The sequence below is a fragment of the Streptomyces sp. NPDC013187 genome, assembly GCF_042899705.1.
GTDB lineage: Bacteria > Actinomycetota > Actinomycetes > Streptomycetales > Streptomycetaceae > Streptomyces > Streptomyces hawaiiensis_A.
This window is the reverse complement of sequence record NZ_JBIBAF010000004.1, coordinates 400,265-420,056: the sequence shown is the minus strand read 5'-3', so window position 1 is coordinate 420,056 and position 19,792 is coordinate 400,265. Positions and strand designations below refer to the sequence as shown.

The 19,792-nt window shown below is 71.4% G+C and carries 14 protein-coding genes and 1 pseudogene; 11 read left to right on the top strand and 4 right to left on the bottom strand.

Translation table 11 applies throughout. The features are described 5' to 3' along the window. The first annotated feature begins 86 nt into the window (after window positions 1-86). The 8 genes and pseudogenes from ACFY5B_RS10420 (at window position 87) to ACFY5B_RS10385 (ending at window position 9,050) form a co-directional block, all read left to right on the top strand. The gene (locus ACFY5B_RS10420) at window positions 87-1,271 is read left to right on the top strand and encodes an inositol-3-phosphate synthase (RefSeq protein ID WP_389967412.1); all 1,185 of its coding nucleotides are present in this window, start codon (window positions 87-89) and stop codon (window positions 1,269-1,271) included. Then, window positions 1,268-2,386: an SCO3242 family prenyltransferase gene (locus ACFY5B_RS10415; RefSeq protein WP_389967409.1), complete on the top strand. Its 1,119-nt coding sequence runs from the start codon at window positions 1,268-1,270 to the stop codon at window positions 2,384-2,386. The genes ACFY5B_RS10420 and ACFY5B_RS10415 overlap by 4 nt, the downstream gene beginning before the upstream one ends. A 164-nt stretch (window positions 2,387-2,550) precedes the next feature. Continuing rightward, window positions 2,551-3,543, top strand: coding sequence for a sugar phosphate isomerase/epimerase family protein (locus ACFY5B_RS10410; protein ID WP_389967733.1), 993 nt, complete (start codon window positions 2,551-2,553; stop codon window positions 3,541-3,543). After that, window positions 3,540-4,334, top strand: a complete 795-nt coding sequence (locus tag ACFY5B_RS10405) for an EboA domain-containing protein (protein ID WP_389967406.1) — start codon at window positions 3,540-3,542, stop codon at window positions 4,332-4,334. Before ACFY5B_RS10410 ends, ACFY5B_RS10405 begins: the two co-directional genes overlap by 4 nt. Continuing rightward, a complete protein-coding gene (locus ACFY5B_RS10400; protein ID WP_389967403.1) occupies window positions 4,334-5,245 on the top strand; it encodes a TatD family hydrolase in 912 nt (303 codons plus the stop codon). The genes ACFY5B_RS10405 and ACFY5B_RS10400 overlap by 1 nt, the downstream gene beginning before the upstream one ends. Window positions 5,246-5,248: 3 nt before the next feature. Further along, the gene (gene eboE, locus ACFY5B_RS10395; RefSeq protein WP_389967400.1) at window positions 5,249-6,418 is read left to right on the top strand and encodes a metabolite traffic protein EboE; all 1,170 of its coding nucleotides are present in this window, start codon (window positions 5,249-5,251) and stop codon (window positions 6,416-6,418) included. Beyond that, a pseudogene (locus ACFY5B_RS10390) lies at window positions 6,415-7,894 on the top strand (alkaline phosphatase family protein). The gene eboE and the pseudogene ACFY5B_RS10390 overlap by 4 nt, the downstream one beginning before the upstream one ends. 82 nt (window positions 7,895-7,976) lie before the next feature. Then, window positions 7,977-9,050: a sugar phosphate isomerase/epimerase family protein gene (locus ACFY5B_RS10385; RefSeq protein WP_389967397.1), complete on the top strand. Its 1,074-nt coding sequence runs from the start codon at window positions 7,977-7,979 to the stop codon at window positions 9,048-9,050. Between the two features lie 215 nt (window positions 9,051-9,265). On the opposite strand, the gene ACFY5B_RS10380 is transcribed toward ACFY5B_RS10385, so the two are convergent. From ACFY5B_RS10380 to ACFY5B_RS10365, 4 genes are all read right to left on the bottom strand, one after another. Next, window positions 9,266-10,654 (bottom strand): OFA family MFS transporter, encoded by a 1,389-nt coding sequence (locus ACFY5B_RS10380; RefSeq protein WP_359629456.1) that lies wholly within the window; start codon window positions 10,652-10,654, stop codon window positions 9,266-9,268. 122 nt (window positions 10,655-10,776) lie between these two features. After that, window positions 10,777-12,921 carry an acetate--CoA ligase family protein gene (locus ACFY5B_RS10375; protein WP_389967731.1) on the bottom strand — a complete coding sequence of 715 codons (2,145 nt, stop codon included), beginning with the start codon at window positions 12,919-12,921 and terminating at the stop codon, window positions 10,777-10,779. A 4-nt stretch (window positions 12,922-12,925) separates the two neighbouring features. Beyond that, a complete protein-coding gene (gene frc / locus ACFY5B_RS10370) occupies window positions 12,926-14,167 on the bottom strand; it encodes a formyl-CoA transferase (protein WP_389967393.1) in 1,242 nt (413 codons plus the stop codon). Window positions 14,168-14,177: 10 nt separating this feature from the next. Further along, on the bottom strand, window positions 14,178-15,860 hold the full coding sequence (locus ACFY5B_RS10365; RefSeq protein ID WP_389967390.1) for a thiamine pyrophosphate-binding protein: 1,683 nt from the start codon (window positions 15,858-15,860) through the stop codon (window positions 14,178-14,180). 176 nt (window positions 15,861-16,036) lie between these two features. Between ACFY5B_RS10365 and sucC the strand changes: the two genes are divergently transcribed. The 3 genes from sucC to ACFY5B_RS10350 all read left to right on the top strand — a co-directional run bounded on the left by sucC (window position 16,037) and on the right by ACFY5B_RS10350 (window position 19,697). Beyond that, window positions 16,037-17,167 carry an ADP-forming succinate--CoA ligase subunit beta gene (gene sucC, locus ACFY5B_RS10360; RefSeq protein WP_389967387.1) on the top strand — a complete coding sequence of 377 codons (1,131 nt, stop codon included), beginning with the start codon at window positions 16,037-16,039 and terminating at the stop codon, window positions 17,165-17,167. A gap of 14 nt (window positions 17,168-17,181) precedes the next feature. Next, the gene (sucD, locus tag ACFY5B_RS10355; RefSeq protein WP_389967384.1) at window positions 17,182-18,093 is read left to right on the top strand and encodes a succinate--CoA ligase subunit alpha; all 912 of its coding nucleotides are present in this window, start codon (window positions 17,182-17,184) and stop codon (window positions 18,091-18,093) included. 62 nt (window positions 18,094-18,155) lie between these two features. After that, entirely contained in the window at window positions 18,156-19,697 is a 1,542-nt protein-coding gene (locus tag ACFY5B_RS10350; RefSeq protein WP_389967381.1) for an aldehyde dehydrogenase family protein, read from the top strand. The last annotated feature ends 95 nt before the right edge of the window (window positions 19,698-19,792 follow it).

Here is a 19,792-nt window from a genome sequence, read left to right as displayed (position 1 = left end):
GGCGGCGGGCGGGGGACGCCGGACCCCCGCCCGCCGTCCCCGTATCCCGCTGCCCCCGTGGCTCGCGCACGATCAGGAGGCTGCCCATGTCCGCGTCCCTCTCCCGACCGCGTGTGGGGGTGTGGCTGATCGGAGCCCGGGGCTCCGTCGCCACGACCGTCGTCACGGGGTGCGCCGCCGTCGCCGCGGGACTGCACCCGCCCACCGGCATGGTCACCGAGACACCCCCGTTCACCGACAGCGGCCTGCCCGCGCTGTCCGACCTCGTCTTCGGCGGCCATGACACTCTCGACTGCCCCCTGCCCAAACGCGCCGAATCCCTGACCGCCGGCGGCGTCCTCCCGCCCGGAGTGGCCACCGCCGTCGCCGCCGAACTCGCCACCGCCGACCGGGAGATCAGGCCCGGCGGCCCCACCCCCGGAGACACCAGGAGCGAGGCCGGACTGATCACGGCCTTCGCCGACGACCTGCGCGACTTCATGCACCGCCACGAGCTGGAGCGGGCCGTGGTGGTGAACGTCGCCTCCACCGAACCCGCCTCCCAGAGGCCCGACGCCCCGCTGCCGGCCAGCACCCTCTACGCCCTGGCCGCCCTGCGCGCGGGCTGCCCCTACGTCAACTTCACCCCTTCCGAGGGCATGCACCACCCGGTCGCCGCCCGAGAGGCCGAGCGCAGCGGCCTGCCCCACGCCGGCCGGGACGGCAAGACCGGGCAGACCCTGCTGCGGGCCGTCCTCGGCCCGATGTTCGCGCAGCGCGCGCTGACGGTCCGGGCCTGGTCGGGTACGAACCTGCTGGGCGGCGGCGACGGCGCCGCCCTCGCCGACCCGGCCGCCGCGGCGGCGAAGAACGCCGGCAAGGAACGTGTCCTCGCCGACACCCTCGGCACCGTCCCCGAGGGCGAGGTCCACATCGACGACGTCCCCGCCCTCGGCGACTGGAAGACCGCCTGGGACCACATCGCCTTCGACGGCTTCCTCGGCACCCGCATGATCCTCCAGACCATCTGGCAGGGCTGCGACTCCGCCCTGGCCGCACCCCTGGTGCTGGACCTGGCGCGCCTGACCGCCCGGGCCCACGAGGCGGGGGCGTCCGGCCCGCTCGGCGCTCTCGGCTTCTACTTCAAGGACCCGGTGGGCGACGGGCCGTCGGGGCTGGCCGAGCAGTACGGCGAACTGATCCGATTCGGGCGGCGCCTCGGCCAGGCCGACGGCGAGGGCCGCCGCACCCGGGCTGTGCGGGGCACGGAGGAGACAGGGGGAGCCCTGTGACGCTGCGCGAGAGCACGTGCGGATGCCCCGACGGGACGTCCACAGCCGCCCCGGGCGACACTGCCGCTGCCACCGCCCCGGGAGTCGCTGCCGCTGCCGCCGTCCCGGGAGTCGCTGCCGCTGCCGCCGTCCCGGGAGTCGCTGCCGCTGCCGCCGCCCCTCGCGCCCACAGCGGCCGCTCGCACCTAAGCCGAGCCTGGGCCGAACTACTGCGCCTGCCCGCCCTGTTCAGCGTCCCCGGCGACGCCCTGACAGGCGCGGCGGCAACCGGCGCACCCGTCAACTCCCGCACCCTGCTCGCCATAGCCTCCTCCCTCTGCCTCTACGAGGCCGGCATGGCCCTCAACGACTGGGCCGACCGCGACATCGACGCCGTCGAACGCCCGCACCGCCCCCTGCCCTCCGGCCGTATCCGCCCCGCCGCCGCCCTCACGGCGGCCGGAGCCCTCACCGGAGCCGGACTGATCCTGGCCGCCCGCGCGGGCCGCCCCGCCCTGGCCGTCGCCGCACCCCTGGCGGCGACCGTCTGGGCGTACGACCTCGGTCTGAAGCACACGCCCGCGGGGCCGCTGGCCATGGGCACGGCCCGCGGACTCGACCTGCTCCTGGGAGCCGCGGCCACGGCAGGCAGTACACGACCGGCGCTGCCCTCCGCCGCCCTCCTCGGCACCCACACCCTGGCCGTCACCACGGTCTCCCGGCAGGAAGCACGGGGCGGCTCGCCCCTGCCGCCATTGGCGGCCCTCGCAACGACCGGGCTGCTCACCCGACTGGTGACACACCGCTCCGCTGCCTGCGCGAGGAGCCGCAGGCAGGCGACCGCCCACGCTCGGCCGGGCCCCCGAGCCCCCTGGCACCCGGGCCAGGAACCCGCGGCGCTGCTCACCACGGCCCTCGCAGCCGCCTACGCCGCGACGACCGCACGTCCCTACTTCCACGCCACCCTGAACCCCTCACCTCCCCTCACTCAACGCGCCGTCGGCGCCGGCATCCGCGCCATGATCCCCCTCCAGGCCGCCCTCACCGCCCGCTCCCGTGGCACGGCCACCGCCCTCCTCATCGCAGCGCTCGCCCCCTTGGGAGCCCGCTTCGCGAGGAAGGTGAGCGTCACATGAGCCCCGAAGCCCGGGCCTCCGCATCCCGAGCAGTCTCCGGACAGCGTGCCGGCGTGTCAGGTGTCCCCAGCAGCCGGGCCTCAGCATCCCGAGCAGTCTCCGAACAGCGTGCCGGGGTGCCAGGTGTCCCCAGCACTCGGGCCTCCGCTGTCTCGCCTGGTGCCATCGTCCGGGCCGCCGCCTCGCCACCTGCCACCGGCGCCCCTCCCGGTGCCGCCCCTCCCCTCCGTTTCGGCTATGGCACCAACGGTCTCGCCGACCTCCGGCTCGACGACGCCCTCGCCCTCCTCGCCGACCTCGGTTACGACGGCGTCGGACTGACCCTCGACCACATGCACCTCGACCCGCTCGCCCCCGGCCTCGCCGCCCGCACCCGCCGGGTCGCGCACCGGCTGGACGAACTCGGGCTGGGCGTCACCATCGAGACGGGCGCCCGCTATGTGCTCGACCCGCGCCGCAAGCACGGCCCGTCCCTGCTGGACCCCGACCCCGGCGACCGGGCCCGCCGCGCCGACCTCCTCGTGCGGGCCGTGCGGATCGCCGCCGACCTCGGCGCGCACGCCGTCCACTGCTTCAGCGGGGTCGTCCCGCAGGGAACCGACACGGACACCGCGTGGAAACGCCTCACCGAGACCCTGACCCCCGTCCTGGACGCGGCCGCCTCCGCGGGCATCCCCCTCGCCGTCGAACCCGAGCCGGGCCACCTCCTGGCAACTCTGGCCGACTTCCACCACCTCCGCAGCGCTCTCGGCGACCCCGAACCCCTCGGCCTCACCCTGGACATCGGCCACTGCCAGTGCCTCGAACCCCTTTCTCCGGCCGATTGCGTGCTGGCCGCCGCCCCCTGGCTACGGCACGTCCAGATCGAGGACATGCGGCGCGGTGCCCACGAGCACCTCCCCTTCGGAGACGGGGAGATCGACTTCCCTCCGGTCCTGGCGGCCCTCGCCGCCACCGGCTACCAGGGCCTGACCGTCGTCGAACTGCCCCGCCACTCCCACGCCGGCCCGCACTTCGCCGCACACTCCCTCCCGTTCCTCCGCCACGCCGAGCGGATCGCGGCCAACGCGTCGCCTGGTTCCGCTCCGGCCCTCCCGCAGGCCGCGCCACCTCACGGCGCTCCCTCCACCGCCCCTGAGGGGAGCAGCACCAGATGACCCATCCCCGAGCCACACCCGCGGCGAGAACCGAGAACACCGCAAGCAGCCAGGACGCCCAGAGTCCTGAAGAGACCGACCGGACTGCCCAGGGCCCGGCCGACGCCCGCACCCGTGCCCGCCTCTCCACCCGGGACACCGCCCCCACCGCCTCGCTCACCGACCTCCGCCAGCACCTCACCACCCACCTCGACCCGCCCGCCCGCACCTGGCTCGACCACGCCCTGCACGAGGCCGCCGCACATCCCGGCCTCCACGGACCCATCTCCGTCTGGGAACTGCGTCTCGCCGAAGCCGGCCGGCGCTGCGGCCCCGCGTACGCCGACGCCGCACGTGTCCTCATCCTGGACGCGGCCCGCGCCGGTGCCGACGCCCTGACCCGGGTGTACTTCCAGGGCACCGCCGATGAACGCCGAGCCGTGCTGCACGCCCTGCCCCACCTCGTGTCCGGTCCGGGCGCCCTCCCTCTGATCGAGGACGCCCTGCGCACCAACGACACCCGGCTCCTCGGCGCCGCAGTCGGCCCCTACGCCGCCCGGCACCTGACGGCCCACGCCTGGCGCCACGCCGTGCTGAAGTGCCTGTTCACCGGTGTCCCGGTCGACGACGTGGCGGACCTTCCCCGGCGCGCCGCCGGCGACGGCGAACTCGCCCGCATGCTGGGCGACTACGCCGCCGAACGCACCGCCGCCGGGCGCACCCTCCCCGAGGACCTGTACCGCGTCCTGGACCTGACCGAGTCCGTCCCCCCGGCCCCCGGCACGGACCACCCCCACGGCAAGGAGTCCTGATGCGCATCTTCGACCCCCACATCCACATGACGTCCCGGACCACCGACGACTACGAGGCCATGTACGCCGCCGGTGTCCGCGCCCTCGTCGAGCCGTCCTTCTGGCTCGGTCAGCCGCGCACCTCGCCCGCCTCCTTCCGTGACTACTTCGACTCCCTCCTCGGCTGGGAGCCCTTCCGCGCCGCCCAGTACGGCATCGCCCACCACTGCACGATCGCCCTCAACCCCAAGGAGGCGAACGACCCGCGCTGCCGGCCCGTCCTCGGCGAACTGCCGCGCTATCTCGTCAAGGACAACGTCGTGGCGGTCGGAGAGATCGGCTACGACTCCATGACCCCGGCGGAGGACGCCGCCCTCGCCGTGCAGCTCCAGCTCGCCGCCGACCACGGCCTGCCCGCCCTCGTGCACACCCCGCACCGCGACAAGCTCGCCGGGCTGCGCCGCACCCTCGACGTCGTCCGGGAGTCCGGCCTCGCCCCGGACCGGGTCCTGGTCGACCATCTCAACGAGACCACCGTCAAGGAGGCCAGGGACAGCGGCTGCTGGCTGGGCTTCTCCGTCTACCCGGACACCAAGATGGACGAGGTGCGCATGGTCGAGATCCTGCGCACCTACGGAACCGGGCAGGTCCTGGTGAACTCCGCCGCGGACTGGGGGAAGAGCGACCCCCTCAAGACGCGCAAGGTCGGCGACCTCATGCTGGCGGAGGGCTTCGACGAGGACGACGTCGACCAGGTGCTGTGGCGCAACCCCGTCGCCTTCTACGGGCTCAGCGGACGCCTGAACCTCGATGTCACCGGCACGGAGCCCACTCACGAGGGCAACTCCGTCCTGCGCGGCGCCCCGAGCGATCCCCACGAGGCCGACACCGGCTCCGGCTCTCCGGTCCGGGTCCCGGCCGCGGAGGCGTGAATCATGCGCTTCCGCCACCCCGACGGTTCCACCGTCCACCTCGCCTACTGCACCAACGTCCACCCCGCCGAAACCCTCGACGGTGTCCTCGCGCAGCTCCGCGACCACTGCGAGCCCGTCCGCCGACGCCTGGGCCGCGACCGGCTGGGCATCGGGCTGTGGCTCGCCAAGGACGCCGCCCACGCCCTCGTCACCGACCCGTCCGCACTGCGCGGCCTGCGCACGGAGCTCGACCGGCGGGGCCTCGAGGTCGTCACCCTCAACGGCTTCCCCTATGAGGGCTTCGGCGCCGAGGAGGTCAAGTACCGCGTCTACAAGCCGGACTGGGCCGATCCGGAGCGCCTGGACCACACCGCCGCCCTGGCTCGCGTCCTGGCCGGTCTCCTTCCGGACGACGTCACCGACGGGACCATCTCCACGCTGCCCCTCGCCTGGCGCACCGCGTACGACGACACACGCGCGGAGACCGCCCGCACCGCGCTGCGCACACTCGCCGAACGCCTCGACGCCCTCGAGGAACTGACCGGCCGCTCCATCCGTGTCGGCCTGGAACCGGAACCCGGCTGCGTCGTCGAGACCACCCACGACGCCATCGCCCCGCTCACCGCGATCGGCCACCACCGCATCGGCATCTGCGTCGACACCTGTCATCTCGCCACCTCCTTCGAAGATCCGCACACCGCCCTGGACGCGCTCGCCGCAGCCCGCGTCCCCGTCGTCAAATCCCAGCTCTCCGCCGCCCTGCACGCCGAGCACCCCCATCTCCCCGAGGTACGCGAAGCACTGGCCGCCTTCGCCGAACCCCGCTTCCTGCACCAGACCCGCACGGCGACCGCCGCCGGCCTGCGCGCCACCGACGACCTCGACGAGGCCCTCGCCGGACACGCCCTGCCGGACGCCTCACCCTGGCGCGCCCACTTCCACGTCCCCCTGCACGCGGCTCCCGCCGCACCCCTCACCTCCACTCTCCCGATCCTGAAATCCGCACTGACCCGGCTGGTCGGCGGCCCGGCCCCGCTCACCCGCCATCTGGAGGTCGAGACCTACACCTGGCAGGCCCTTCCGCCCGAGCTGCGCCCCAAGGGCCGCACGCAGCTCGCCGAGGGCATCGCCGCCGAACTCACCCTCGCCCGCGACCTGCTGACGGACCTCGGCCTGAAGGAGCTGCCATGAGCACCGGCCCCCATGAGCACCCCGATCCGGCCGCCACGGACACACCCGCCCCGCTCCCGGCCGTCACGGACACACCCGCCCCGCTCCCGGCCGCCACGGACCGCCCCACCCCGCTCCTCGTTCTCGACGTCGTCGGCCTCACCCCCCGTCTCCTCGACCACATGCCCCACCTCAAGGCGCTCGGCCAGTCCGGCTGCCGCGCCCCGCTGGGCACCGTCCTGCCCGCCGTCACCTGTGCCGCCCAGTCCACGTTCCTCACCGGCACCATGCCCTCGGAGCACGGCATCGTCGGCAACGGCTGGTACTTCCGCGAACTCGGCGACGTCCTGCTGTGGCGCCAGCACAACGGGCTCGTGGCCGGTGACAAACTCTGGGACGCCGCCCGCCGCGCCCACCCCGGCTACACCGTCGCCAACATCTGCTGGTGGTACGCCATGGGCGCCGACACCGACATCACCGTCACCCCCCGGCCGGTCTACTACGCCGACGGCCGCAAGGAACCCGACTGCTACACCCGGCCGGCCGCACTGCACGACGAACTCACCGCGGAATTCGGGACGTTCCCCCCTGTTCCACTTCTGGGGCCCCGGCGCCGACCTCGTCTCCAGCCGGTGGATCATCGACGCGACCCGCCACATCATCCGCACCCGGCACCCTGACCTGACGCTCTGCTACCTCCCCCACCTCGACTACGACCTGCAGCGCTTCGGCCCCGACGACCCGCGCTCCCTGAAGGCGGCCGCCGACCTCGACGCCGCCCTGGCCCCGCTGCTGGACGACGCCCGCGCCGAGGGCCGCACGGTCGTCGCACTGTCCGAGTACGGCATCACCCGCGTGAACCGGCACGTCGACATCAACCGCGCCCTGCGCCGCGCCGGGCTGCTGGAGGTGCACACGCAGGACGGCATGGAGTACCTGGACCCGATGGCGTCCCGTGCCTTCGCGGTCGCCGACCACCAGATCGCCCATGTCTACGTGCGCCGCCCCGAGGACCTCGACGCCACACGAGCGGCCCTCGACGGCCTGTCCGGCATCGCCCAACTCCTCGACGACGAGGGCAAGAAGAGCCACCACCTCGACCATCCGCGCGCGGGCGAACTCGTCGCCGTGGCGGAAGCCGACGCCTGGTTCACGTACTACTACTGGCTCGACGACGACCGCGCGCCCGACTTCGCGCAACTGGTCGAGATTCACCGCAAACCCGGCTACGACCCGGTCGAACTCTTCATGGATCCCCTCGACCCCTACGTCAAGGTCAAGGCGGCCACCGCACTGGCCCGCAAGAAACTCGGCCTGCGCTACCGCATGGCGGTCGTGCCCCTGGACCCCTCACCTATTCGAGGCAGCCACGGCCGCCTTCCGCAGAGCGACGACGACGGTCCGCTCCTCATCTGCTCCACCCCCCGCGCTGTCGGCGACCGCGTCGCGGCCACCGATGTGAAGTCACTGCTGCTCCGACTCGCCGGTCTCGCCTGAGGTCACAGCCCTCGGCACCGACTGGTCACAAGTGAAGCACTCACCACTGACAACGCCCCGCGATCACGAGGAGTTCCCCCGCATGAGCCGCTTCTCCCAGCCCGATCCCGAGCTCGGCCACCGCCTCAGCAGACGAGGCATGCTCGGCGTGGCCGCCGGTGCCACCGCCGCCGCCCTGCTCGGCGCCGCGGCCCCGGCGAGCGCCGCCACGGGCAGCACGCCCGCCGCCACCGGCAACGCCACGCCCGCCACCGCCTCCGGAACCAAGGGCCGCGGCCGCCCCGTCCTGCCGCCCGGCCGTCTCGGCGTCCAGCTCTACAGCCTGCGCGACAAGGTCTCCACCCTCGGCTTCGGCCCCGTCTTCGCCGAACTGGAGCGGTACGGCTACGACGAGGTCGAGTTCGCCGGCTACAGCCAGGGCTCCGCCGGCCCCATCACGCTCGCCCAGCTCAAGCGGCTCGCCCGCAACCATGGCCTGAACCCGATCGGCAGCCACGTCGGCTACTACTCCGACGACCCGAACGCGTATACCTTCGCCCAGAACCTCACCAAGGTCCTCGACGACGCCCAGGCCCTCGGCCTCAAGCACATCGGCACGGCCTCCGGCCCGTTCCGCTACGGCTCGACCGTCGACGCCTGGAAGCGCGCCGCCGAGGACTTCAACACGTACGGCGCGGCGGCGAAGGCCCGGGGCATGAAGTTCTACCAGCACAACCACTCCGAGGAGTTCTCCTTCGCCACCGACAACCCCAAGGTCCGCCTCTACGACATCCTGCTCAAGGAGACGGACCCCGACCTCGTCCACCTGGAGATGGACATCTACTGGGCGTACGTCGGCCAGTTCCGTTTCTCCAAGCGCCCCGACGGCACGCCCGCGCCCTTCGAGCCGCTGAACTACGTCCTGCGGCAGCCCGACCGCTATCCGCTCTTCCACGTGAAGGACGGCGAGAGCGACCCGTCGAACCCGTACGGCTACCGCATGACCGACGTCGGCGACGGGGACATCGACTACCAGCGGTTCATCTCCGCCGTGACCCGGCTGCGCGGCCACCGCATGGCCCACCACTGGCAGGCCGAGCACGACAACCCGGCCGAGTCCTTCACCTTCGCGCGCCGCTCCAGCGCGCACCTGCACTCCCTGAGGGAGAAGTGCTGACGATCCCGGAAACGTGAGGAGGCCCTTCCCCGGCCGGGGAAGGGCCTCCTCACGTGGGGGACGGTCAGCCCCCGGGCCGGACCCGGCCCGGGACGTCCCCGCCCGTCCCGGGGCGGCGGACGCGGGGGTGGCTGTCGGTCGTTCGGCTATGGGGACGGTGTACGGCGGCGGACGGTGCCGAGGGGCTGGGTGCCGCGGCCGGATCCGGCGTCATATCAGGTGGTGTCCTCGCCGAGCGGTTGCGGGTTGGGGGAGATGCGGCGCGTTTCCTTGTCGCGTCCCGGCGGGGTCAGGAACAGTGCCACGCAGCCGGCGAAGAGGGAGATGGAGCCGGCCAGGATGAAGGCGCCGGAGTGCCCCCAGGCGCCGACGACCACGGCACCCATGCCGGCGCCCAGGCCGGAGACGAGCTTGGCGCTGTAGACCATGCCGTAGTTGGACGCGTTGTTGTTCTCACCGAAGTAGTCGGCGGTGAGCGCGGCGAACATCGGGAAGATGGCGCCGCCGCCGAAGCCGGAGATCGAGGAGAAGACCAGGAACAGCGGAAGGTTCTCGGCGTTCGCCGACCAGAGGATGCCGTACTGGGACAGGCCCAGGATCACGCAGACGACGAGCAGGCACCGCTTGCGGCCGTACAGGTCGGAGAGCCAGCCGATGACACCGCGGCCGGTGCCGTTGACGATGGCCTTCAGGGACATGGCCGTGGCGACGATCCCGCCCGCGAACCCGGCCTCCTCGCCGATCTCCACCTGGAAGGCGATGCCGAAGATGTTCACGCCGGACGTGCACGCCAGACAGAACCACATCAGGGCGACCCGGCCGGTCTTCCACGCCTCCTTGGGGGAGTACTGGCGCACCGCCGGCGGGTTCATCCGCATCGAGCGGGCCGCGCGCGGGTCGTCCGGCGGGTTCAGCGGGTCGATCGTGGAGGGCCACCAGTTCTTCGGCGGGTCCTTGAAGAAGTAGCCGGAGCACGCGACCATCGCGGCCAGGAACACACCCACCGAGACCAGCACCCAGCGGAAGTTGGTCAGGTCCATGTAGCCGTTGAAGAGGAAGACGAAGGGCACCGAGCCATAGGCGAAACCGCCGTTGACGAAGCCGGTCTTGCCGCCCTTGCGCTCCGGGTACCACTTGCCGACCATGTTGACGCAGGTGGCGTAGACCATGCCCGCGCCCATGCCGCTGAACATGCTGAACCCGATGTAGGCGAAGACGACGTGCGGCGCGAAGGCGAGGGACAGGTAGCCCAGCAGCGTGCCGGTGGCGCCGAGCATCATGGCCCAGCGGGCCGGCAGTTTCCCGCTTTCCCGCAGCTTGCCCGCGGGGAAGGCCACCGCGGCCTGGAAGAAGACCCAGACGGTCATCATCCAGAAGATGTGCATGCTGTTCCAGCTGTGCGCCGTGTGCAGGGTGTCCTCGGCGGACGCGAACGCGTACTCGGCGGAGGAGATGCCCATCATGCCGATCCAGGGCAGGATCACCATCCACTTGCGTTTGCGCCCCATGATGTCGATGTCGGTCTCACCGAGGCGGTAGACGCGACCGTTCGCGTCGGTGACCTCCCGGTAGGGAACCGTGGTGGGCAGATCGGTCGTTGTCATGTCGTGTCGCACCCCTTGCGTCGAAAGATCTGGCCAGCGCCCCCTGTCCCATGCCTTTCGTGCGCGTGCGGCTCCCGGGGCCGGCCGACGCGCACCGTCGGCCGGCCCCCCGCTCACTCACCTCATGTACCGCCCCCCAGCAGTCCCGCCTCCCGCGCCCAGCGGTACTTCGCGCCGAGCACGGCCACCGGCTTCTCGGTCGTGTACGGATACGCCACGACCCCGTGCTCGAAGAGGTACTGGCAGGCCTCCTCGACCTCCACGTCCCCCGCGAGCGACGCCACCACGGGCTTCTCGATCCCCCGCTCCCGGAACTCGGCCACCACGCGCGCGGTGAGCTCCGCGAAGACCATGGGAGGAGTGACGATGGTGTGCCAGTAGCCGAGGACGAGCGCGTGGATGCGCGGGTCCTCCAGACCCAGCCGGATCGTCGCCTCGTACGTCGACGGTGGCTCGCCCCCGGTGATGTCCACCGGGTTGCCCGCGGCCCCGAAGGGCGGGATGAACCTGCGGAACGCCTCGTCCAGGTCCGGCGGGATCTCCATCAGCGACAGGCCGTTGTCCGTCACCGCGTCGGAGAGCAGCACACCACTGCCGCCGGCGCCCGTGATGATCACGACGTTGTCGCCCTTGGGCGCGGGAAGCACCGGCAACGCGCGGGCGTACTCCAGCATGTCGTTCAGCCCCGGCGCGCGGATCACGCCGGCCTGCCGCAGGATGTCGTCGTACACGGCGTCGTCACCGGCGAGGGCGCCGGTGTGCGAACCGGCCGCCTTGGCGCCCGCCGCGGTCCGCCCGGCCTTCAGCACGACCACCGGCTTCTTCGGCACGGTAGCCCGGGCGGCCTCCACGAAGGCGCGGCCGTCCTTGAGATCCTCCAGGTGCATCGCGATGCACTGGGTGTTCGGGTCCTCGCCGAACCAGGTCAGCAGGTCGTCCTCGTCCAGGTCCGACTTGTTGCCGAGCCCGACGATCGCCGACACACCCGTCTTGGTGGTGCGGGCGAAGCCCAGGATGGCCATGCCGATGCCGCCCGACTGCGAGGTCAGCGCCACCCCGCCCTTGACGTCGTACGGCGTGCAGAACGTGGCGCACAGGTCCTGCCAGGTGGAGTAGTAGCCGTAGATGTTCGGCCCCAGCAGCCGTACGCCGTGCCGTTCGGCGATCTCCACGATCTCCGCCTGGAGTTCGTGCTCGCCGGTCTCCGCGAACCCGGAGGGGATCAGCACGGCGTTCGGGATCTTCTTGCGCCCCACCTCCTCCAGGGCCGAGGCCACGAACTTGGCGGGGATCGCGAAGACCGCCACATCCACCTCACCGGGAACGTCCGTGACACTCTTGTACGCCTTGCGGCCCAGAATGTCATCGGCCTTGGGGTTCACCGGATGGATCTCCCCGGCGAACCCTCCGTCGATGAGGTTGCGCATCACCGAATTGCCGATCTTGCCCTGCTCGTTGGACGCGCCGATCACGGCGACAGAGCCAGGCTGCATCAGTCGGCGCATCGAGATGAGGATCTCGTCGCGCGTGTACTTCCGGCGCGGGGCGGGCTGCGACTCGGCGAGGATCACCCGGATGTCGGCCGCGACGGCACCCTCGGCCGTTGCGATCACCGGGTTGAGGTCCACCTCGGCGATCTCGGGGAAGTCCGCGACGAGTTGCGACACCCGGCGGATCTGCTCGGCGACGGCCCACCGGTCCACGCCCGCCTGGCCGCGCACCCCGCGCAGGATCTCCGCCGACCGGATCGAGTCCAGCATGGACAGCGCCTCGTCGGCCGACACGGGGGCCAGCCGGAAGGTGACGTCCTTGAGGACCTCGACGAGCACCCCGCCGAGTCCGAAGGCGACCACCTTTCCGAACGTCGGGTCCGTGACCGTGCCGACGATGACCTCCTGCCCCTTCGGCAGCAGCTCCTGCACCTGCACGCCCGAGATGCGGGCATCGGCGTCGTAGGCGCGTGCGTTGTCGATGATGGTGTGGAAGGCGGCCCGTACGCCGGTCGCGCCCTCGACCCCGACGATCACTCCGCCGGCGTCGGTCTTGTGCAGGATGTCCGGCGAGACGATCTTCATCACGACGGGCCCGTTGAAGCGCGCCGCGAACGCCACGGCCTCCTCGACGTCCGTCGCCAGTTCCTCGCCCGGCACGGCGATCCCGTACGCGTCGGCGATCACTTTGCCCTCGGGCGCGGTCAGCGCGGTCCGTCCCTCGGCCCGCACGGACTCCAGGAGGGACCGCACCCGCAGGACCCGGTCTTCGGCCATCACGTCAGATCACTCCGTTCGACTTGAGCAGGCGCACTTCCTCGTCGCCGAGGCCGAGTTCGCCGACGTAGACCTCTTCGTTGTGCTCGCCGAGCAGGGGTGAACTGGTCACCTCGACGGGGGAGTCGGACAGTTTGAGCGGGCTGCCGACGGTCACGAAGTCCCCACGCTCGGGGTGGGGGACGGTGACGACCATCCCGTTGGCGACCAGCGAACGGTCCTCGATGATCTCCCGGGTCGACAGGATCGGCCCGCACGGGATGTTGCGCGCGTTGAGCCGCTCCAGCACCTCCCACTTGGGCAGCGTCGAGGACCACTCCTCGATCAGCTGGAACATCTTGCCGAGCTTGGGCAGCCGTGCCTCGGGCGTCGCCCACTCGGGGTCGTCGGCCAGCTCGGGCCGGCCGATGAGCTCGCTGATCGGCTGCCAGCCGACGGGCTGCACGATGACGTACACGTAGTCGTTCGGGCCGCCCGGCGCGCACTTGACGGCCCAGCCGGGCTGGCCGCCGCCGGAGGCGTTTCCGGACCTGGGAACCTCGTCGCCGAAGTCGTCGTTGGGATATTCAGCGAGCGGCCCGTGTGCCAGACGCTGCTGGTCCCGCAGCTTCACCCGGCACAGGTTGAGTACGGCGTGCTGCATGGCCACGTTGACCCGCTGCCCGCGCCCGGTGCGCTCCCGTTGATAGAGCGCGGCGAGGATGCCCGCCACGGCGTGCACACCCGTCCCCGAGTCCCCGATCTGGGCCCCCGTCGCCAGCGGCGGCCCGTCCTCGAAACCGGTGGTCGACATCGACCCGCCCATGGCCTGCGCGACGACCTCGTACGCCTTGAAGTTGGTGTACGGGCCCTCGCCGAACCCCTTGATGGAGGCATAGACGATCCGTGGATTGATCTCCTGGATGCGGTCCCAGGTGAAGCCCATCCGGTCCACCGCGCCCGGGCCGAAGTTCTCGACCATGACGTCGGAGCGCCGGATCAGCTCGGTGAGGATCTCCTTGCCGCGTTCGGTCTTCGTGTTCAGGGTGATGCTCCGCTTGTTGCAGTTGAGCATCGTGAAGTAGAGGGAGTCGACGTCCGGCAGGTCACGCAGTTGCTTGCGCGTGATGTCGCCGGTCGGAGCCTCCAGCTTGACGACGTCCGCGCCGAGCCAGGCGAGCAGCTGGGTCGCCGACGGCCCGGACTGGACGTGGGTCATGTCCAGGATGCGGATGCCTTCGAGGGCCTTGGTGGAGGTAGCAGTCATCGCGGGCACCTCACTTGTACATGGTCTGGTTCATGGTTCCGGGGGCGTACGCGTCGGGGTCGACCCAGACGTTGATCAGCGACGGCTTGCCGGACTCGCGTGCACGCAGCAGGGCCGGGCCGATGTCGGCGGGGTCGCGGACCTCCTCGCCGTAACCGCCCAGCATCTGGGCGAACTTGTCGTAGTGGACGTCGCCGAGGGTGTTGCCGACCCGGTCGCGGTCCTTGCCGTACTTGGCGGCCTGGCCGTACCGGATCTGGTTCATGGAGGAGTTGTTGCCGACGATGCCGACGAACGGGAGGTTGTAGCGGACGAGGGTCTCGAAGTCCCAGCCGGTGAGGGAGAACGCGCCGTCGCCGAAGAGTGCGACGACCTCCTTGTCGGGCCGCGCCTGCTTGGCCGCGAGCACGAAGGGGACGCCGACGCCGAGCGTGCCGAGGGGACCGGGGTCCATCCAGTGACCGGGTGACTTGGGCTGCACGACCTGGCCGGAGAAGGTGACGATGTCGCCGCCGTCACCGATGTAGATGGAGTCCTCGGTGAGGAAGTCGTTGATCTCGCTGACCAGACGATAGGGATGGATGGGGGAGGCGTCCGACTTCAGGCTGGGCAGCCGCTTCTCCAGAGCGGTCTGCTCGGCCGCCCGCAGCTCGTCCAGCCACTCCTTGCGCTTGGACGCACCGCCGTTGATACGCCCGGAGGCCGCCTCGGTCACGGACTTCAGCACCAGACCGGCGTCGCCCACGATGCCGAGGTCGATGTCGCGGTTCTTGCCGACCGTGCGGTAGTCGAGGTCGATCTGCACGACGGTCGCGTCCGGCGACAGCCGCTTGCCGTAGCCCATGCGGAAGTCGAAGGGCGTCCCGACGATGACGATGACGTCGGCGTTGGAGAAGGCGTACCGGCGGGAGAGCTGGAAGTGGTGCGGGTCGCCGGGCGGGAGGGTGCCGCGTCCCGCGCCGTTCATGTAGGCGGGGACGTTGAGGGTCCTGACGAGCTCGATGGCCGCTTCGGTGCCCCGGGTCGTCCAGACCTGGCTGCCCAGCAGGACGGCCGGCTTCTCGGCGTGCACCAGCAGGTCGGCGAGCTTCTCGATCGCCTCGGGGTCGCCTGCAGAGCGGGTCGAGGCGCGGTAGGCGCCTTCTCGCGGCACGCGCGCCTTGGCGGCGGGGACCTTGGCGTCCAGCACGTCGCGCGGGATCTCCAGGAAGGAGGGTCCGGGCGCGCCGTGGAAGCACTCGCGGAACGCCATGGACACCATGTCCGCGGCGCGGGCCGTGTCCGGCACGGTCGCCGAGAACTTGGTGATGGGGTTCATCATGTCGACGTGCGGCAGGTCCTGCAAAGACCCCATCTTGTGCTGGGTGAGGGCTCCCTGACCGCCGATCAGCAGCATCGGGGACTCCGCGCGGAAGGCGTTGGCGACACCGGTGACGGCGTCGGTCGTCCCCGGCCCCGCGGTGACCACCGCGCAGCCGGGCTTGCCGGTGATGCGGGCGTAGCCGTCTGCGGCGTGGGCGGCGACCTGCTCGTGGCGTACGTCGACGACCTCGATGCCCTCGTCGACGCAGCCGTCGTAGATGTCGATGATGTGGCCGCCGCACAGCGTGTAGATGCGGTCGACCCCCTCGGCCTTCAGCGCCTTGGCTACGAGATGACCACCGGAAATCAAGTCCTGGGTGTCGTCGGGCATGGCGAAGTCCTGTCCCTTCGTAGGGGGTTGGAGCGGCTCGCAGTACATTGCATACAGTCGACGAATACTGTATGAAGCTTGTTATCCCGCATCCGGTGGGTGGTGTCCAGGGGGCGTGCGGCATTTTCGGGGGACTGGGGGTCGCTCCCCAGAAGACACGGCAGTCAGGAGCCGAAATGGACCTGTACGAACACCAGGCAAGAGAACTCTTCGAAGAACACGGCATCTTGGTGCCGCGGGCCGAGGTGACGGACTCGCCCAAGGAAGCTCGCGAGATCGCACGCCGGCTCGGTGGCCGGGTCGTGGTGAAAGCCCAGGTGAAGACCGGTGGACGCGGCAAGGCCGGTGGCGTGAAACTCGCCGCCGACCCGGCCGCCGCCGAGCTGACCGCACGCCAGATCCTCGGCATGGACATCAAGGGACACACGGTCGGCACGGTCATGCTGGCCCAACCGGTGGACATCGACACCGAGTTCTATGTGTCCTACGTACTCGACCGCGCGGCGGGACGCTTCCTCGCGATCGCCTCCGCGGAAGGCGGCATGGAGATCGAGGAGGTCGCCGCCACCCGTCCCGAGGCCGTGGCCCGTGTCCCCGTCGACCCCGCCGAGGGAGTCACCACCGCGAAGGCGGGCGAGATCGCCGAGGCCGCCGGGCTGCCGCGGCAGGCCGTGGACGTCCTCGTACGCCTGTGGGAGGTCCTGGTCCGTGAGGACGCCCTTCTCGTCGAAGTCAATCCCCTCGTGCGCACGAAGGAGGGCCGGATCCTGGCCCTCGACGGCAAGGTCACCCTTGACGACAACGCCCGTTTCCGGCAGGCGCGCTGGGGCGCGGACGACGCGGAGCACGACGACGCGCTGGAGGCGGCCGCCGCCGCGAAGGGCCTCAACTACGTCAAGCTGGACGGCGAGGTCGGCATCATCGGCAACGGCGCAGGTCTCGTCATGTCGACCCTGGACGTGGTCGCGGGATGCGGCGCGCGACCGGCCAACTTCCTCGACATCGGCGGCGGAGCGAGCGCCCGGGTCATGGCGGACGGCTTGTCGGTCATCCTCTCCGACCCGGCCGTGAAATCCGTCTTCGTCAACGTCTTCGGCGGGATCACCGCCTGCGACGCGGTCGCCGACGGCATTGTCCAGGCCTTGGAATCCGTGCGCTTGAGCAAGCCGCTGGTCGTCCGCCTGGACGGCAACAACGCGGCCCGGGGCCGGGCCATCCTCGACGAGCACGCGCATCCGCTGGTCCAGCAGGTCACCACCATGGACGGCGCCGCCGCCCGTGCCGCCGAACTCGCCACCACGGCCTGAGCAGAGGGAACGTCATGGCCATCTACCTCACCAAGGAGAGCAAGGTCCTCGTCCAGGGCATGACCGGCGGCGAGGGCATGAAGCACACCCGGCGCATGCTCGCGGCCGGCACGAACGTCGTCGGCGGCGTCAACCCGCGCAAGGCCGGCCGCACCGTCGACTTCGACGTCCCCCAGGGGCTCCAGGGCCTGGGAGGTGCCCCCATGGCTGTGCCGGTCTTCGGCTCAGTCGCCGACGGCATGCGCGCCACCCAAGCGGACGTCACCGTCGTCTTCGTCCCGCCCTCCTTCGCCAAGGCGGCCGTGATCGAAGCCGCCGACGCAGGCATCGCCCTCGCCGTCGTCATCACCGAGGGCATCCCCGTCCACGACTCCGTCGCCTTCACCGCGTACGCCAAGGACAAGGGCACCCGCATCGTCGGCCCCAACTGCCCCGGCCTCATCACGCCCGGCCAGTCCAACGCGGGCATCATCCCGGCCGACATCACCAAGCCGGGCCGCATCGGCCTGGTATCCAAGTCGGGCACGCTGACCTACCAGCTCATGTACGAGCTGCGCGACGTCGGCTTCTCCACCTGCGTCGGCATCGGCGGCGACCCCGTCGTCGGCACCACGCACATCGACTGCCTCACCGCCTTCCAGGACGACCCCGACACCGACCTGATCGTCCTCATCGGCGAGATCGGCGGCGACGCGGAGGAACGGGCGGCGGCCTACATCCGCGAGCACGTCACCAAGCCCGTCGTCGGCTACATCGCCGGATTCACCGCACCAGAGGGCAAGACCATGGGGCACGCGGGCGCGATCGTGTCCGGCTCCTCCGGCACGGCCGCCGCGAAGAAGGAGGCCCTGGAGGCGGTCGGCGTCAGCGTGGGCAGCACACCGACCGAGACGGCGAAGCTGGTCCTCGCGCGCCTCGAAGGCTGACGGCCGGGCCGCCCCACGCCGCATTCCCCGCCCCCGACTGTGCACCGAGAGCGGAGCAACCCATGGCACCCACCCTCACTCTCAAGACCGGCACGTCCTGGCCCGACGCGTGGCAGCGCTGCCTCGCCGTCGCTCCCGAGGCCTTCCACGACGACCGGACCTTCAACCTCTGGAACGGCGCCTGGCACGAGGACGGACGGGTGCTGCCCGCCGTCAGCCCGGTCGACGGCAGCCCGATCGCAGGCCCGCCCCGCCTGGACGGCACCACCGCCCACCGGGCCGTGTGCGCCGCCCTCGACCAGCACCGCGCCTGGCGGCACGTCCCCCTGGAGGAGCGCCGGGCCCGGGTCGCGGCCACCCTCGACGCCCTCACCGAACACCGCACGCTGCTCGCCCTCCTGCTCGTGTGGGAGATCGGCAAGCCCTGGCGGCTCGCCCAGGCGGACGTCGACCGGGCCATCGACGGGGTCCGCTGGTACGTCGACGGCGTCGAACCGATGCTCGCCGGCCGCTCCCCGCTGGACGGCCCGGTATCCAACATCGCCAGCTGGAACTACCCGATGAGCGTGCTCGTTCACGCATTACTGGTCCAATCACTGGCAGGCAACGCGGCCATCGCCAAGGCCCCGACCGACGGCGGTGTCGCCTGCCTGACCCTGGCCTGCGCCCTCGCCGCCCGCGAGGGAGTTCCGGTGACCCTCGTCAGCGGCAGCGGAGGCGAGCTGTCCCAGGCGCTGGTGCGGGCGCCCGAGATCGGCTGCGTCTCCTTCGTCGGCGGCCGCGACACCGGCGCCGCGGTGGCCACAGCCGTCGCCGACCTCGGCAAACGACACGTACTCGAACAGGAGGGACTCAACACCTGGGGTATTTGGAATTATTCGGACTGGGACGCCTTCACCGCGGTGATCCCCAAGCTCTTCGACTACGGCAAGCAGCGCTGCACGGCATACCCGCGCTTCGTCGTCCAGCGGCACCTGTTCGACGCGTTCCTGGCGGCGTACCTCCCGGCGGTGCGCACGCTCAGGGTCGGGCATCCGCTCGCCGTGGAGCAGGGGGACGATCCGTACCCGGAGCTGGACTTCGGGCCGGTGATCAACGCGGCCAAGGCGAAGGAGCTGCAGGACCAGGTCGCCGTGGCGATCGAACGCGGCGCCGTACCGCTGCACCGCGCCACGCCCGACGACGCCCGCTTCCTGCCCGGCCAGGACACCTCCGCCTACGTCCAGCCGGTCACGCTCCTCGACCCGCCCTCGTCCTCCCCACTGCACCACGCGGAGCCGTTCGGCCCGGTCGACACGATCGTCCTGGTCGACACGGAGGCGGAGCTGCTGGCCGCGATGAACGCCTCCAACGGCGCGCTGGTAGCCACGCTGTCCACGGACGACCGGGCGACGTACGAGCGGCTCGCCCCGCACATCCGCGCGTTCAAGGTCGGCCACGGCACGCCCCGCTCAAGGGGCGATCGCGACGAGCTGTTCGGCGGACTCGGCGCGTCCTGGCGCGGCGCGTTCGTCGGCGGCGACCTGCTCGTGCGGGCGGTGACGCGAGGACCGCAGGGGGAGCGGCTGCCGGGGAACTTCCCGGAGTACCAGCTGCTGCCCTGACGCAGGGGGCGCGTCCGACGCCGGTTCCCCGCGGGGTCCGCGATGAGGGGGGGCCGGCGTCGGACGCCGGAGCGGTCCGACGGCCGGCAGGGGGC